Annotated in this window: 19 protein-coding genes; 9 read left to right on the top strand and 10 right to left on the bottom strand. The window is 37.7% G+C overall.

Going from position 1 to position 13,886, the window contains the following annotated elements; genetic code table 11:
* Positions 1–123: 123 nt before the first annotated feature.
* Genes BLS35_RS27990 through BLS35_RS25965 form a run of 3 tightly spaced genes read right to left on the bottom strand, consistent with a single transcriptional unit; the run spans position 124 to position 1,161 of the window.
* Positions 124–351, bottom strand: a complete 228-nt coding sequence (locus BLS35_RS27990; RefSeq protein WP_165973430.1) for a hypothetical protein — start codon at positions 349–351, stop codon at positions 124–126.
* Entirely contained in the window at positions 317–571 is a 255-nt protein-coding gene (locus tag BLS35_RS25970) for a hypothetical protein (protein ID WP_090787114.1), read from the bottom strand. The genes BLS35_RS27990 and BLS35_RS25970 overlap by 35 nt, the downstream gene beginning before the upstream one ends.
* Before the next feature lie 41 nt (positions 572–612).
* On the bottom strand, positions 613–1,161 hold the full coding sequence (locus BLS35_RS25965; RefSeq protein WP_090787111.1) for an NADPH-dependent FMN reductase: 549 nt from the start codon (positions 1,159–1,161) through the stop codon (positions 613–615).
* 189 nt (positions 1,162–1,350) lie between these two features.
* On the opposite strand from BLS35_RS25965, the gene BLS35_RS27985 reads away from it, so the two are divergent.
* Together BLS35_RS27985 and BLS35_RS27980 are read left to right on the top strand one after the other, a co-directional pair.
* A complete protein-coding gene (locus BLS35_RS27985) occupies positions 1,351–1,524 on the top strand; it encodes a hypothetical protein (protein ID WP_165973431.1) in 174 nt (57 codons plus the stop codon).
* Between the two features lie 3 nt (positions 1,525–1,527).
* A complete protein-coding gene (locus tag BLS35_RS27980; RefSeq protein WP_165973432.1) occupies positions 1,528–1,686 on the top strand; it encodes a hypothetical protein in 159 nt (52 codons plus the stop codon).
* 42 nt (positions 1,687–1,728) lie between these two features.
* Here the strand turns inward: BLS35_RS27980 and BLS35_RS25960 are convergent, their stop codons facing one another.
* Both BLS35_RS25960 and BLS35_RS25955 read right to left on the bottom strand, forming a co-directional pair.
* The gene (locus BLS35_RS25960) at positions 1,729–1,938 is read right to left on the bottom strand and encodes a hypothetical protein (RefSeq protein ID WP_090787134.1); all 210 of its coding nucleotides are present in this window, start codon (positions 1,936–1,938) and stop codon (positions 1,729–1,731) included.
* Positions 1,939–2,027: 89 nt separating this feature from the next.
* Entirely contained in the window at positions 2,028–4,388 is a 2,361-nt protein-coding gene (locus BLS35_RS25955) for a mechanosensitive ion channel family protein (protein ID WP_090787108.1), read from the bottom strand.
* Positions 4,389–4,669: 281 nt separating this feature from the next.
* Here BLS35_RS25955 and BLS35_RS25945 point away from each other — a divergent pair, with 281 nt between their 5' ends.
* Positions 4,670–5,746: a glycoside hydrolase family 76 protein gene (locus BLS35_RS25945; RefSeq protein WP_254779138.1), complete on the top strand. Its 1,077-nt coding sequence runs from the start codon at positions 4,670–4,672 to the stop codon at positions 5,744–5,746.
* A gap of 168 nt (positions 5,747–5,914) precedes the next feature.
* Here BLS35_RS25945 and BLS35_RS25940 read toward each other — a convergent pair whose 3' ends face one another.
* Positions 5,915–6,262 carry a TfoX/Sxy family protein gene (locus tag BLS35_RS25940; protein WP_090787102.1) on the bottom strand — a complete coding sequence of 116 codons (348 nt, stop codon included), beginning with the start codon at positions 6,260–6,262 and terminating at the stop codon, positions 5,915–5,917.
* A 654-nt stretch (positions 6,263–6,916) separates the two neighbouring features.
* On the opposite strand from BLS35_RS25940, the gene BLS35_RS25935 reads away from it, so the two are divergent.
* From BLS35_RS25935 to BLS35_RS28110, 3 genes are all read left to right on the top strand, one after another.
* On the top strand, positions 6,917–7,429 hold the full coding sequence (locus BLS35_RS25935; RefSeq protein ID WP_090787099.1) for a DinB family protein: 513 nt from the start codon (positions 6,917–6,919) through the stop codon (positions 7,427–7,429).
* Between the two features lie 90 nt (positions 7,430–7,519).
* Positions 7,520–8,101: a DUF4833 domain-containing protein gene (locus BLS35_RS25930; protein WP_090787096.1), complete on the top strand. Its 582-nt coding sequence runs from the start codon at positions 7,520–7,522 to the stop codon at positions 8,099–8,101.
* A gap of 36 nt (positions 8,102–8,137) precedes the next feature.
* The gene (locus tag BLS35_RS28110) at positions 8,138–8,314 is read left to right on the top strand and encodes a hypothetical protein (protein ID WP_217634952.1); all 177 of its coding nucleotides are present in this window, start codon (positions 8,138–8,140) and stop codon (positions 8,312–8,314) included.
* A 109-nt stretch (positions 8,315–8,423) separates the two neighbouring features.
* Here the strand turns inward: BLS35_RS28110 and BLS35_RS25925 are convergent, their stop codons facing one another.
* From BLS35_RS25925 to BLS35_RS25910, 4 genes are all read right to left on the bottom strand, one after another.
* Complete coding sequence (locus BLS35_RS25925; protein ID WP_090787093.1) at positions 8,424–9,362, bottom strand: sulfite exporter TauE/SafE family protein; 939 nt, start codon at positions 9,360–9,362, stop codon at positions 8,424–8,426.
* A gap of 131 nt (positions 9,363–9,493) precedes the next feature.
* A complete protein-coding gene (locus BLS35_RS25920) occupies positions 9,494–10,879 on the bottom strand; it encodes an MATE family efflux transporter (RefSeq protein WP_371328265.1) in 1,386 nt (461 codons plus the stop codon).
* Positions 10,880–10,978: 99 nt separating this feature from the next.
* Positions 10,979–11,602, bottom strand: a complete 624-nt coding sequence (locus BLS35_RS25915; protein ID WP_090787090.1) for an AlbA family DNA-binding domain-containing protein — start codon at positions 11,600–11,602, stop codon at positions 10,979–10,981.
* 19 nt (positions 11,603–11,621) lie between these two features.
* Positions 11,622–12,107, bottom strand: coding sequence for a DUF4442 domain-containing protein (locus BLS35_RS25910; protein ID WP_090787087.1), 486 nt, complete (start codon positions 12,105–12,107; stop codon positions 11,622–11,624).
* Positions 12,108–12,187: 80 nt separating this feature from the next.
* Here BLS35_RS25910 and BLS35_RS25905 point away from each other — a divergent pair, with 80 nt between their 5' ends.
* From BLS35_RS25905 to hemF, 3 genes are all read left to right on the top strand, one after another.
* Complete coding sequence (locus BLS35_RS25905) at positions 12,188–12,493, top strand: phosphoribosylpyrophosphate synthetase (RefSeq protein ID WP_090787084.1); 306 nt, start codon at positions 12,188–12,190, stop codon at positions 12,491–12,493.
* A 65-nt stretch (positions 12,494–12,558) separates the two neighbouring features.
* Positions 12,559–12,759, top strand: coding sequence for a coproporphyrinogen III oxidase (locus BLS35_RS25900; protein WP_090787080.1), 201 nt, complete (start codon positions 12,559–12,561; stop codon positions 12,757–12,759).
* Between the two features lie 189 nt (positions 12,760–12,948).
* On the top strand, positions 12,949–13,845 hold the full coding sequence (gene hemF, locus BLS35_RS25895) for an oxygen-dependent coproporphyrinogen oxidase (protein WP_090787077.1): 897 nt from the start codon (positions 12,949–12,951) through the stop codon (positions 13,843–13,845).
* Positions 13,846–13,886 lie beyond the last annotated feature (41 nt).

The following is a 13,886-nucleotide window of genomic DNA, read 5'->3' as shown; positions in this document are numbered from 1 at the left end:
GGGCTTAAAAACTACTTTTCCTGACATGACTTTAAATTACAAAAATTTCACATCAAAAAAAAGAAGCTGCCTCACTTTTGAGACAGCTTCTTTTTGTTGCAATAATTGTAAGATAATGAGCTTTTAGAGATAGTCAATGTCGTCGTCGAGTTCTTCGTCGTCCTCATTCAGATCAAAGTCTTTCTCTTCTAAATCCTCTTCTGCGGGGAATTCTTCTTCATTATCTTGTCCATCTTCCTCGAAATCTTGTTCGTCCTCTCCATATTCCTCATCCTCATCTGGGTCAACTGGAGGAGCTTGCTGCTGGAAGATGTAATTAGCGTCTGATGATCTTTTCACGTTGTTTTTCATCGTCTTTTCTTTTGTTACCTAAATTAGTTTTTGGGACCTCTTCGTCCATTATGGTTTCATTAAGCGTATTTTCAAACTGATCATTAAGGTTTTCAATTGCCGGCAGCTCATTGCTGTTTCTTCGATCCGTGCTGCTATGGTATTTAGGAGTTGTTAGATCCTCTGTTTTTTCAACGTTGTATTTCTTTGAACCTGGTTCTGGTGTTTCACGGTATTTCATAAGCATAGGTATTTTGAAAATGTGTACAAAGATCAAGTAGTTTATTTCAACTTATTGATCAACTCAATAAAGGTAGTCCAGAGCGTAGTTATCATTTTTTTAGTTTGCTCATCTATCAGGTTTCCTTGCTCATCAAATTTATCAGCTGCTTGTGCCAGATAAAATTCTGGCTGTTGCACAGGATGCATATTGAGGTATACCAGTACCTGCCGTAAGTGATTCACTGCTCCAAAAGCTCCGAGGTTATATGGGGTACATCCCAAAACAACAGTTGCTTTCCCATCCCATTTGTTTTGTCCTGCGGGTCTTGAGCCCCAGTCTAAGGCGTTTTTTAGAACAGGTGAATAAGATCTGTTGTATTCAGGTGTAGCAAGGATAATGGCATCTGCATTTTGAATACTATTATGCAAATCTTTTACCTGCTGTGGGAGGTCTTCTTCAAGATCCTGATTTATAAAGGGAAGTTGACTAATATCAATAATCTCGACAGTTACTCCATTAGGTGCTAAATGTTGAAATGCTTTTACGAGCTTAGTCGTATAGGACTCTTTTCTTAAACTTCCCGAGAATGCTGCTATTTTAAGGCTCATAACAATTTGAGTTTATCCATATATTGAACACGAATAATCACTGATTGTTTTATGAATTTACTTCTCATTTGACTCTGATATAATTCATTTTAAAGTCATCATAGAGATTGTCTGTCTGGTATGTCATTTTATTAAGAATTCAAATCAATTACTGATTTGAATTGTTTTTCCATTACTAAATCTAAAGTTATGAAAAAGCAAAAGATATCTGGTCAAGATACGGACAAAGCGCTTGCGAAAGCGGGTAGCGTAAGTCCGCCCAAAGATAAAAAGCTACAAACTGACGAACCTCTTGCCGAAAAGGATGAGGTGAAAAAAGCAGAAGAGGAGCAGCGAAAAAGAATGAGGGGCGAAAACTCTTAGATCATGGAACGGAATAGCATCGTTGAGGGCATAGTAGTTGTCCTGGTGATATTGTTGATCATTTTTTTGATCAGCAGGAATAGATCGGATCAGAAAAAAATGGAGGATGAAATCAAGAAATCTGAAATTGATCCTGAAAAACATAAAGATAAACATGTTTAATAGCAGTTGTCTTTGTCAAAGACAGGAAAAGTAGGGAAAAACTTACTCTTTAGGGGCTTTCTTTATCGGATGTACGGGCTGTTCGCCTTCTTCTCTTTTCTTGGCGGGGTTTTTAAAGTTCGCTTCATCTTTGTTGTAATCTTTATCCTCGGGCTTTTTTACGGCCTTATTTCCCACTGGAACTTTACCCTTAACTTCTTCTCTGAAATTACTGCTTGGACTTTCGTTTTTCTTCTTAGGTTCGGTATTCATCGCTAGAGTTTTAATGCCACCACAAGCGGCCATGTAGCAATATAACACGTCTTTGTTGTAAATTGTTTCGTCCTTGCCTCACTGAGCAATTATGAAATTTCTATTTCTTTCTCTTCAAAGGCTTCAAATATTTGCGCAACGATTATACTTCTTGTAAGATCTGCGTTGGAAATATCCTTGCACCAGAAGTATATTTTTATATTGCTATTTAGCTTACTTATAGGGTTGATCATAATTACCGGCTCTTTGTTGACAAAGACATTGTCATTTTTAGTGATAATATCCCTGATTTGGTTTACCACTTCAGTTGAATTGAAAGGCTTAGCAATAGTTAAAGAAATATCTATGCGCATTTGGTTATTGCTAAGGGTCCAATTGATGATATTGTTTGACAAAATGGATCCGTTCGGAATAATAACCTCTGCACCTTCATCGGTAAGCAATGTACTGGCGCGAACACCTATTTCTTTAACTCTTCCTTTTTTGTTGCTCAGCTCTACAACATCACCGATACGTATAGTCTTATCAAAAATAAGGATGATCCCTGATACAAAATTGCTCACGATATTCTGTAAACCCAGTCCGATACCTACACCAAGCGCACCAAGGATCACGGTGATTTTGTCAATTGGTAATCCAGATGCGGCAACAGCGATAAGAAATCCTCCAATGAGCAAGACCAATCGCGTGACTAGTAATTTAGAGCGCTCTCCTTTATTATCGTCGATACCATCATCACCTGTATCACCAAAGAAATAGGCAATGTATTTCTGTAAAAAATTAGCCGTCCAAATGATTCCTAAAAAGAGCACGATGCCTCCGAGGGTAAAAGAGAAATTTCCTATGGTTCTTTTTTCATTAAGAATCTCCATAACAGACTCATACAGGCCATTAAAAATATTAAGGTTCGTTGTAAATATCACAAACCAAATAATAGTAGCCCCGACACCAGTCAGTCTCTTAAGGCCTGATATTACCGGCAACCAGTCGAAATATTCAGGGTATCCTTTACGGATTCTGCTACTTTTCATTTGGAGCAGGAAAGCCTCCACCAGCACTTTTGCCAAAATGGTTAAGGATATTGCGTTTAACAACGAATTTACACCGGTAGAATAGAAAATCTGGGTAAGGGTAAAGCGTCCGAAGATATTACATAAAGTAGCTATGCACGCGAAGACTACATAGATAAATCCGGTGATCAGGATCATTCTATACCTTCTGGCTTTCTCATCCAGTTTCCTCAGGATAATGATACCATAAGCGGTAGCACTAAGACTTAAGAATAGAAGGAGCCAACGCTGATATCTTGGAGGCATTCCTAAAAGACGCAGGAAAACTGGTGCAAGGAGAAATAGTACAAATATGCACCAATAGTAAAATAGCTTTGAGGGTAGTTTTTTATAGAAAAATGCAGTCAGTAAAATGGCAAGTAGAATCTGTACCGATTCGATATATAGTGCCGGGGCCCTTAGATCGAAGATCGGTGCCAAGGTAAAGAGCATGATAAAGGTAATCAGATAAGGCTTTGGTTTGAGTAAGGAGAAATCGTCAAGCGCTTCCAATCGGTCGCGCTGCTTTATACTCCTGTAGTTGAAAAATACCCATAGAAAGAAAGTAACGCAGGTAAGAAGCAGTAACATCCGACTACTGCGGGTATAAACAAAATAATAACCTGATATTTCCTGTTCGCTACCAATAAACTTACGGAATCCAATGCTTCTGTTGGCTTTACGATTTACTGATTCCCAAAGGTAACGTCGTTCTTTCCCGAAAGCTTTTATACTTACTGCATCAAGCTGGCTATCTGTGAGGTACATTAACTCTTTGATGTTTATCAGGTTGGATGATGTTCGTGCCTGTAGATTATTAATTGTTAACGTGGTCGTCTTAAGTAGACTATCCATGACCAGGCGTTTTTTATGCAATTCTGCAAACTGATCTTTAAACATAGTTCGCATAGCAGGCAGCGTAAAGAGCTTAACCAACACCGTATCTTTTCGAAGGTTGAGGATCTCCGTTTTCAACTCCCGCAATTGTTTTTCATATTCATCGAGATCTGCCAGGCAATCTCTGTTGTTGGTTTGAAGCTCTTCAAGTAAGGTCTGGTCCATTTGCAGGTTTTGAAGATTCAGACCTCTATCACCTTGAGTCAGTCTTCTTTTGAGTAAGGCAAGGGCAGCTTCATCTTGTGTCAAATGACCTGCTATTGGTTTTAGATTCTTGAAAGAACCCACCGTAACTGGAACTTTGTTTATCGTTTCAAATACTTTCTCGAGATGGATAAGGTAATCGCCTTTTGTTAAGGTTGCAGAGTCGGAAAGGATGGAAACATCCTGACCTTTATCCATTGGTTTGCCTTTCTGTGCAAACGTAGGAATGGAAAAGGACAAGACCGTTAGTAAGACTATCGTACTGCGAATGGCTATTGAAAAAGTATATTTTGCTGTCATTTGATCTATAGGAAAGACTGAGTAGGTATCCGGCTTGTATAAATATACATGGGATTCATCAAAAATACTTAATAATCATAAGGTTCAAAAATGAAAGACAGGAATTTCCCAGCATTTAGTATTGAAATTGATATTCCCAAATTCAATTGCAGTTTTGGGAAAATTATAATACATTCGTTTAACCCTAAACCAAATATGCTGAGATATCAATCTCTTCCCGATGTCGCATTGTTTTCTCTATTATGGAAAGCGAATAAGCAAAAACCCCATTTACTGGTATAATGATGAAAGTATTTTACGGCTCTTGCTTTAGTGTTTTAATGGTGATATTTATTGCTTTAAACCTACAAGCTCAATCTATTCCTTACAAGGAACGTATCAAAACCTTGAATAGGAATATAGATCTTTATTTGAAAGATAATAAAACAGGTTTATATTTTGAAACGACCGACAGTGTACAGAAGGAAAACAAACACTCCTGGCTATGGCCTTTATGCGCTTTAATTCAGGCGGCGAATGAACAGGAAGCGCTAGAGCCTGGTAAAACTTACATGGCTCCTGTGGTGAAAGCAATAGATCAGTATTACAATTCAAAGCAGCCTCCTGCTTATCAGGATTATGTGACCTCCGAGCGCTTGAGTGGAAAGTTCTATGATGACAATCAATGGATTGCTATTGCTTATCTGGATGCCTACAAGCGGACAAAAAAAACAAAATACCTTGAGGCTTCGAAAATGATTTATCAATTTATGATGAAGGGGCTGGATACAGTAGCGGGCGGCGGCTTATATTGGAAAGAGGGGGAGCTGAATACAAAGAATACCTGCTCAAATGGTCCTGGAATCTTAGTCGCGCTCGAATTGTTTAAGGCTACTAAAGACAAGCAATATTTAACCGCAGCACTCGATATTTATAAATGGACATATAGCAAACTGGAATCTCCTGAGGGGCTGTTTTATGACGCGATAAAAATACCTTCCGGTAAGATTGATAAAGCTCTTTATACTTATAATGCAGGTAGCATGTTACAGTCCAATGTATTGCTGTACTCGATTACAGGTGAGCAACAATATCTTTTAAAAGCACAACGCTTGGCTGCCGCGAGCAGAGCTCACTTTTATAAAAATGAGCGTTTGCCGGGACATTACTGGTTTAATGCGGTAATGTTAAGGGGCTATTTGGCATTGTATGCGATAGATAAAAATAGTAGCTGGATAGATTTCTTTATTAAAGATGCTGAGCGGGTTTGGCGAGATGAGCGAGATGGAAAAGATATTGTTGGTAAACAAAAATCTCTCATAGATCAAGCTGCAATGATTGAAACTTATGCAAGATTAGCTCAATTGAAAGGAGAATAAATTTATGATCAATACTTCTTATTATCGAGACAGGTATTAAAGGAGCTTTAGGAGGCCTTTCCCGGGACTTTTATCATCGTGTTTATCTGTATTACCAGAAAAAAAGGTCTGGAGATGGCAAAAAAAATATGGCAATAAAGGACAAGGTACACGTCTTATGGCGTTCAATTATTTCTTCGCTTTTTTCTTTGACGATTTGGCCTTTGGATTAAATTCCAGACAGAGTTCAACCCAATGTATTAGTTTTTTCTGATTATCAAACGCTGTATCTTCTACGTAAACATAGTCTTTCATAAGTCTACCGTTGTTCATCATATTTCGACAGTTGCCTTTTTCCAGTTCTATCTCTACTTTTTCTGCACCAATACGACAGAGTAGTTCGGTTCCTGAGACGCAGATACACATCTTATCATCTACCATAAAACATATGCCACTAAACATTTCCTTTTCAGTTACATCTTCACGATCAAAAAGTAACTCTCGTACCCGATCAGCCAGGTGTTCGTCATAAGCCATAATTCTACAATTTAAGAATTTGCCAAAGTATCAGTGAACCTGCAGCTAAGATCAGGAATATATAATAGTTGCTCCGTTTTGATAGCGAATCCCACAAAATCTCTTTTTCGGTGAAAAGATTCTTCCAGTGTTTTAGATCTTGTTTTCTTTTACTGTTGGCTCTAGGCAACTTGTCCATAGTTAAAGCTACACAATTAAACTGAACAGTTATTAGTATAGGTTAAAGAGGTTGAGGTGTTAATTATTGTTAAACAGCAAATGCCGTCATGTTAAAATATTAGATATTTTTGATTACCGTAGTTGCAAAAGGTCTATAAAAAAAGAAAGAGGCGACTCATCCAAGCTCTCCTCTATTCTAACCAAATATAAACCTGTATGAACGGGTTTTCTCTTTAAGCTCTATCAGAGTTCTTAAAACATCTGAGTAGAAGCTGTTGTTTCATTATTTAATAAGACAAATATACGGAGTTATTTTTATATAGTGTACATGATACACTATTGAATTTTCAATTTTATGACAATAAATTAATAATTGTCGCAATCAACCCTTTTTTTGACGCATTTGAGCCCCTTTTTCTGACTTGGTTAACGTAAATTTATTTTAATAATAACATAGAATTGTTACAATTACTACACCATTAAAGTATAAGACCTATGAATAAGAATGAAATTGTTAAAGAATTAGAAAGTACAATAACAGAATTTCAGCAGTTAATTTCATCTTTTGATGAACAACAACTAAATGTAGTGCCTTTTGAGGGAAGCTGGACACCAGCTCAAGTAGCCCGACATATCTGTATGGCCAATTCAGGTTTAGCCGACGCATTAAATGGCCCGGTTAAGGATACAGATAGAGCAGCAGATCAATCAGTGAAAGAATTTGAGCGTATCATGCTTGACTTTACTACAAAAATGAACTCACCCGCTTTTATACTTCCAGAAATGAAAGTGTACAACAAGGAGCGATTGGTAAATACTTTGGAAGATATAAAGTCCGATGTAGGCAAAGCGGTTACCGATCTGGATCTTACAATGACCTGCCTGTCATTTGAATTACCCGGATTAGGCCAGGTGACCCGCTTGGAAGCAGTTTATTTTATGATTTATCATATAAAGCGACACGCACATCAACTCAAAAATATTAAAAACCGCTATGCGGTAAATTGAAATAAGGTAAACCTAATGTCAAATAACCACCGTGCCATTAAGGTATGGTGGTTTTAAGTTAAATTTGAACTCTATTAAAATGTAGGAAACATGAAATCTCTAAAATCTAACGCTCATCTTCTCATATTATCTTGGTTTTTTATTGCTTTATTTTCAAATTTCAGTGCTTATGCACAAGCTGTTGAAACCGGGAATCCATCACCATTAAAATTTCCTACGCCAAAAGGGATAGTTAATCAGCTATTTTACCTGCAAAGAGACCCAAATACAAATACAATTATATGTGAATTGAATGTAGATAAAGATGGAGAGGTAATTGCCAATAATCCTATTAAAGTTTATTGGCTTAGGTACGGTGAAAAAGGGGAGAAGGAAGATTTGAGCTATATACAGCGAAAATTTGCTTACGGCATCCAGGCCAAAGCCATTGGTAATGATCAATATGAGCTAAGGTTTGTTTCGCATAAAAAACTCCCAATGTATTTGGTGAAATCTACTGAGGATAAAAAGTACCATGTATACGTTACGGTAAACAATAAGAAAATTCAGCTGGAACGTATATTTCTTAGAATCGAAGGGGGATCATTCTGGTTGCCAAACGTGAAATACGTGGAATTAAAAGGAATCAATACTGCCAATAAAACTCCGACAATAGAAAGAATAAAAGTTTAGTTTTTACTATCTTTAAATAACCAAATATTTAAAGTCATGGAAAAAGAAGAAATTAAATCACTATTGGAGATTATAGATCAACAAGTTAGCTCTTCAATACTTGGCGGAATGGAAGAGACATACGAGGAGCTAGAAAGGATGGGCTACATTACGATAGTAAGAGATCGTGTGCAGCATTCGGCATCACTTACCCCGAAGGATTGCATTATTTAGAAATGTTAAACCGGTAAGGTTACTGGATTATAAGTGACATTACCATCCTGATTATAAATAAAAGGATGTTTTCTAAAATGAATAAAAAGATCGGGATAGCCTTTTTTGATTAGATTATCTTTCCTACAGTCATCCAAATAATACGGATACTTGACAGAATTACAATCACCGCAACACCGATAAACATCTTTTTGATGGGCAATTTGCCAACAAGACGGGCTGCTATTGGCGCAGCAACTACGCCACCGATAATCAAACCAATAATGGATTGCCAATGACTAACTCCCAATATAAAAAAGAAGGTAATGGCACTTGCCATCGTTACAAAAAATTCAGTTAGACTAACCGTTCCAATTACATATTTTGGGGTGCGGCCTTTTGATATCAATGTAGAGGTGACCAAGGGGCCCCATCCACCACCACCAAAGGAATCCAGAAAGCCACCTGCACCAGCAAGCCATCCTGCCCGTTTTACTTTTTGCTGTTTTGGTTTATTCTTAAAAGCATTGCTAAGTATTTTAACACCCAGTAAAAGTGTATACACTGAGATAACAGGTCTGATCCATTGAGAAAAAGCCTCTCCGGCATATCCAAGTAATATCGCCCCAACAATGGCACCCAATACACCTGGAATTAATAGGGTTTTAAAAAGCTTCTTATTTACATTCCCGAAGCGGTAATGGCTGAAGCCTGAAGCACCACTAGAGAACATTTCTGCAGTGTGAATACTTCCTGATATAACTGCAGGACTTAAACCTCCCGAAAGTAATAGGGTAGTAGACACGACTCCATATCCCATACCCAAAGCACCGTCGACCAATTGAGCAAAGAAACCTACTGCAAGCATCCAGAAGAATTTCTCGTCCATTTGCGCGTACATTCCCTGTCCTAAAGCAACCAGGGATTCGTACGACAAATAGGAGTAAGCAGCATAACCAACAAACAAAGCTGTAAGGATAAGCAGGCATAAATAAGCTATTTGACGCCATTTTTTTTCTTGTGATTTACCTGGAATGCTTAGTTTAATTTCGTTGTCTTGTACGCTCATTGTATTATATAATGTCTATGTAAATAGTAGACAATATTAATTCAACTTTTTGAATAAACAAAGTAATTCTACTAAAATAATAGACTTTATTTTAAAATACGTGTTTACACATAAATAGCGGATGTTTTTCTTTAAGCTAACAGTACTCTGGTTTTCTTTTGGAATCGAAGAAACAAAAGGGTAGAGGCCGTCAGCAATCCGAAAGTTAAGCCGTACCAGATTCCATCAACTCCTAAACCAAGCACAATGCCAAGTAGATAACCCAGAGGAATGCCAATTACCCAATAGGCAATAAAAGTAATAAGGGTAGGAATATTGACATCGCCAATACCTCTTAAAACGCCAAGACCAACAACTTGTGTACCATCAAATAATTGAAAAAAACCAGCAATAATCAGCAGATTTGCTGCGATATTGATTACAGCTATGTCTTCGGTATAAATATAAGGCAGCAGGTTATTGGCAAAAATAAACAACATGGCAGTAGCACACATAAACATGAGTATGACATGATAACTGGCAATTGCAGATTTTCTGAGGTCCGTAAAGTTTTTCTTGCCAAAGTTGTTACCGGTTTTAATGGTTGCTGCAGAAGCAATACCACTTGCCATCATATAGGTTACAGAAGCCAGATTGATGGCCACTTGATGTGCAGCTTGCTCAACCGCACCAATCGTTCCAATTAATATGGCAGCGCCACTAAATGCACTGATTTCAAATGAATATTGTAATGCAACCGGAGCACCAATTTTTGCAATCTTCAGACTTCTTACCTTATCAATTAAACCAAGACGGAAACTTCTGGTGTACGCTCTGAAATATTTTGAACGGAGTACATAAATCGACATCACTATAGCCATTAAGGTACGGTCTATTAAAGTACTTAAACCAACACCTTTAACACCCATTGGTGCAATACCAAACATACCTTTTACGAATATGATCCCCAGGATAATGTTGAGTAGATTTCCCCAGATGGAAACAAACATCGCCTGTTTAGTAAAGCCAAGTCCTTCAGCAAACTGTTTAAACGTTTGGAAGATCATTAGAGGAACAATGGATATAGCCAAATAACCTAGATAAGGTTTGGCGTAAGCAACTACTTCTGGTGATTGACCAATATGATCGATAGCTAACAAAGTACCGAAGTGCACGAAAATATAAAGCAGTATAGAGACCAGAATGTTTATGATCAGACTGTTAGAGAGTAATTTACCACACTCATCATAATTTTTACGACCGTTTTCTTGTGCAACCAGTGGAGTTAATCCGTAGGAAATACCTAAACCCAAAACCAGGATTAGCATAAATAAACTGTTAACCAGGGATACTGCGGCGAGCTGAACGGTTCCTGCAAAATGTCCAACAATTACACTATCTGCCAAATGCACCAATGTATGCCCCAACTGAGACACCACGATAGGCATAGCAAGGCGTAAATTATCAGAATAATAAGGTTTGTACCTTGTGTATAAGCTCTTCCACATTTTGGCAAAAGTCGGCTTTTTTGCGCTCATTTACGACCCTTGCGGTCTGGTTTATTTTGGAATCCTAATTTAAAACGTTTAAAATAATATTAGCGATTATGAAATGAATTTAAGATGACACGGCATAACTTAAATTATAGTGAAATATTCCTCTTTTTCGGACGAATGAGGCCTGATTACACCACTTAAGATCAAACTTACGAGGATCTTTTGAGCCTGTCTATAAGAGCTTCGTGTGAGCTTGCTAAATTCTTTTAAGGTGATCCTACCTTTCTCCGCAAGGTATTCGAAAAGCGCCTTTTCCTGTTCTGTGTAGGAAATCAGCTGCCCGGAAGTATCGCTACTCTTTTTTATTACATCGACAATGATTTTACTGGCCAGCAAACTTTTGTCCTTTACTCGGTAATATACCCACCATTTTTTATTTTCGTCGAGCGCATAATGAGGCTTGGTTTCGCTACGCGCAATTTTTACCACAAGCACCAGTTTTCCATCAATATGTACTTCTTCAAATTCAGGTTCAATAGCGGGTTTGCAGAACTGGTGCGCAGATTTGGTAATCATGTAACGCTCTTCATCTTCTGATTTTACCCCCTTAATACTGCCATCATCGCCAACGCCTATTAATAGTTGCCCGCCTTTATTGTTGGCAAAGGCCACCAGGCTTTTAGCTATTTTCTCATTGCTGGTAATCGTTTTCTTAAAATCCAACGTTGTGCCTTCACCTTCTAAAATTAGTCTCCTGATATTCATTTGTTTGCTCCTTAAAGCGTTAATAAGCGATACGCGATTGTTCTCCCTGATGTAAACTCCTGATATAAACTTCGTTCATTACTGTTGCACAAAGTTCTCCCTCAGCATTGGTAATTTCCATTGGGTAAGCCTTTACAAATTTGCCGTAAGTGTTTAGGGTTTCAATTGCTTCATTCAGCATATCATCTGTAACGGTAATGGTAAAATATAAGTGACCCCGGCCTGGTTTTAAGTACTGAATAGAAGCACTTTTAAGCCAAACGCGCACTTTAAAACCAGCTCTTTGCAGGAGTTGATCAAACAATAAGGCGTAAAAAGGATCTGTTGCTGCATATATGGTCCCGCCAAAAATAGAACCATTATAGTTCTTGTTTAATATGCTTTTTGCAATCTTCACATCAACTCCACGAAAGTCCTTATGGAATTTTCGAATCCAGATGCGCTGGAACAATAAAGGTGGGTATAAGCACAAGGCCCACTTAAGGGTTTTTTCTGATACAACCATGATGCTTAAAGATCAGAAAGTTTATTGAACTATAAAATTTTATATATGATGATAAAGTAATTTTTTAGTAAATTAGGGCTATGTATGTATATGACACCCTTACTGCCGCAGTTGCTGATCTCGAAAAACGAGGTTACGAACATGACTTTAATCTTTCAGCCGAGTTTATTGAGTGTAAAGCAATAGACATTCAGTTGATGCCTGAAGAATTTGAAATAGACGAGTTTTACCGATTTGAAGGGATGACAGATCCCGATGATAGTTCAGTGATTTACGCCATTTCTTCTCCAGTTGGTAATTTAAAAGGAGTAATTATAGATGCGTATGGTGCTTATGCAGAAAACATATCCCCAGAGCTATTGGATAAGCTAAAGATGCATCATTGATTTTAAATTGTTAAAACCTTTAGGGCGTTTGACTTGTTAGAAAGGTGAATTTAAAACAGAACCACATGAAAAAATTAATTTTAAGCATAGCTGTTGCCGGCACTTTCGTCGTTGCAATTTCGGCATGTAATTCGACGAAGAGCGTGTCGGGCGGTACAGATACTATGAAAGTAGATACAACAATAACTCCGCCTATGGACACCACAGTAAAGGATACAATGAAAACAATGCCGCCGGATACCACGAAAATGCCACCAGCTCAGTAAAAAAAGCGTTTAACGAGATAGAAAAGAGGTGAAATCAGCAATGATTTTTGCCTCTTTTCTTGTTTTAAGACTTTCTGGACTATATATTTTCGACTTGTAGATATATAGTGTCAAGACAATGTACTATCTACAATTTTTAGGGAAGATCATTTTTTATTAAGGTTAACTTTGAGCTTAGTTTTAATTGAAATGGTGTTTAAAGATCAAGTAGTAGCGGCCTATCAAAAAATTCAGGATGAGATTTGCAGCAGTTTAGAACTGGCTGATGGAAAGGCAAAATTTGAAGAGGAGATATGGAGCCGGGATGGTGGCGGTGGCGGCAGAACCCGGATCATGCAACATGGAAGTGTTATTGAAAAGGGGGGTGTTAATTTTTCTGCAGTACATGGGAAATTGCCAGATGCAGTTAAAAAAGCATTTAAAGTAGAAAACGATGAGTTTTTTGCAACTGGTGTTTCTATTGTGATGCATCCATCTAGTCCATTCGTTCCGATCATTCATATGAATATTCGTTATTTCGAAATGGACGAGCAGACCCGTTGGTTTGGTGGTGGTATTGATTTAACCCCTCATTACATTATAGACACTGATGTAAGGTACTTTCATCATCTTTTAAAGCAGACCTGCGATCAGTTTGATCCTTCATTTTACCCAAAGTTTAAAACCAATGCTGATGATTATTTCTTTATTAAACATAGAGAAGAAACCAGAGGTGTTGGTGGTATTTTTTACGATCGACTAAAGCCTGAGAACACAGGATTATCTTTCGATAAACTACTGGCTTTCTCTGAAGCAGTCGGAAATACTTTTATCCCCGCATATACAGAATTGATTGAGCGCAACCGCGATCAGGAATATACAGAACAAGAACAGGAATGGCAGTATTTGCGTAGAAGCAGGTATGCAGAGTTTAATCTGGTTTATGATTCGGGTACAAAATTTGGTCTTGAAACCAATGGCCGCATAGAATCTATTCTAATGAGCTTACCTCCAATGGCTAAATGGACCTATAACCATCAGCCAGTTTTAGGTAGCCCCGAAGCATACACGCAAAGTAAGCTCAAAAAGGGAATAGTATGGGCTTAATGGCTTAATAAAGCCGAGATTTCTAGCTTAAAATTTTTCCA

This window comes from Pedobacter sp. ok626, assembly GCF_900100435.1.
Classification (GTDB): Bacteria; Bacteroidota; Bacteroidia; order Sphingobacteriales; family Sphingobacteriaceae; genus Pedobacter.
Note: the sequence above shows the minus strand (reverse complement) of the source record. Positions and strands in the feature narration are given on the sequence as shown.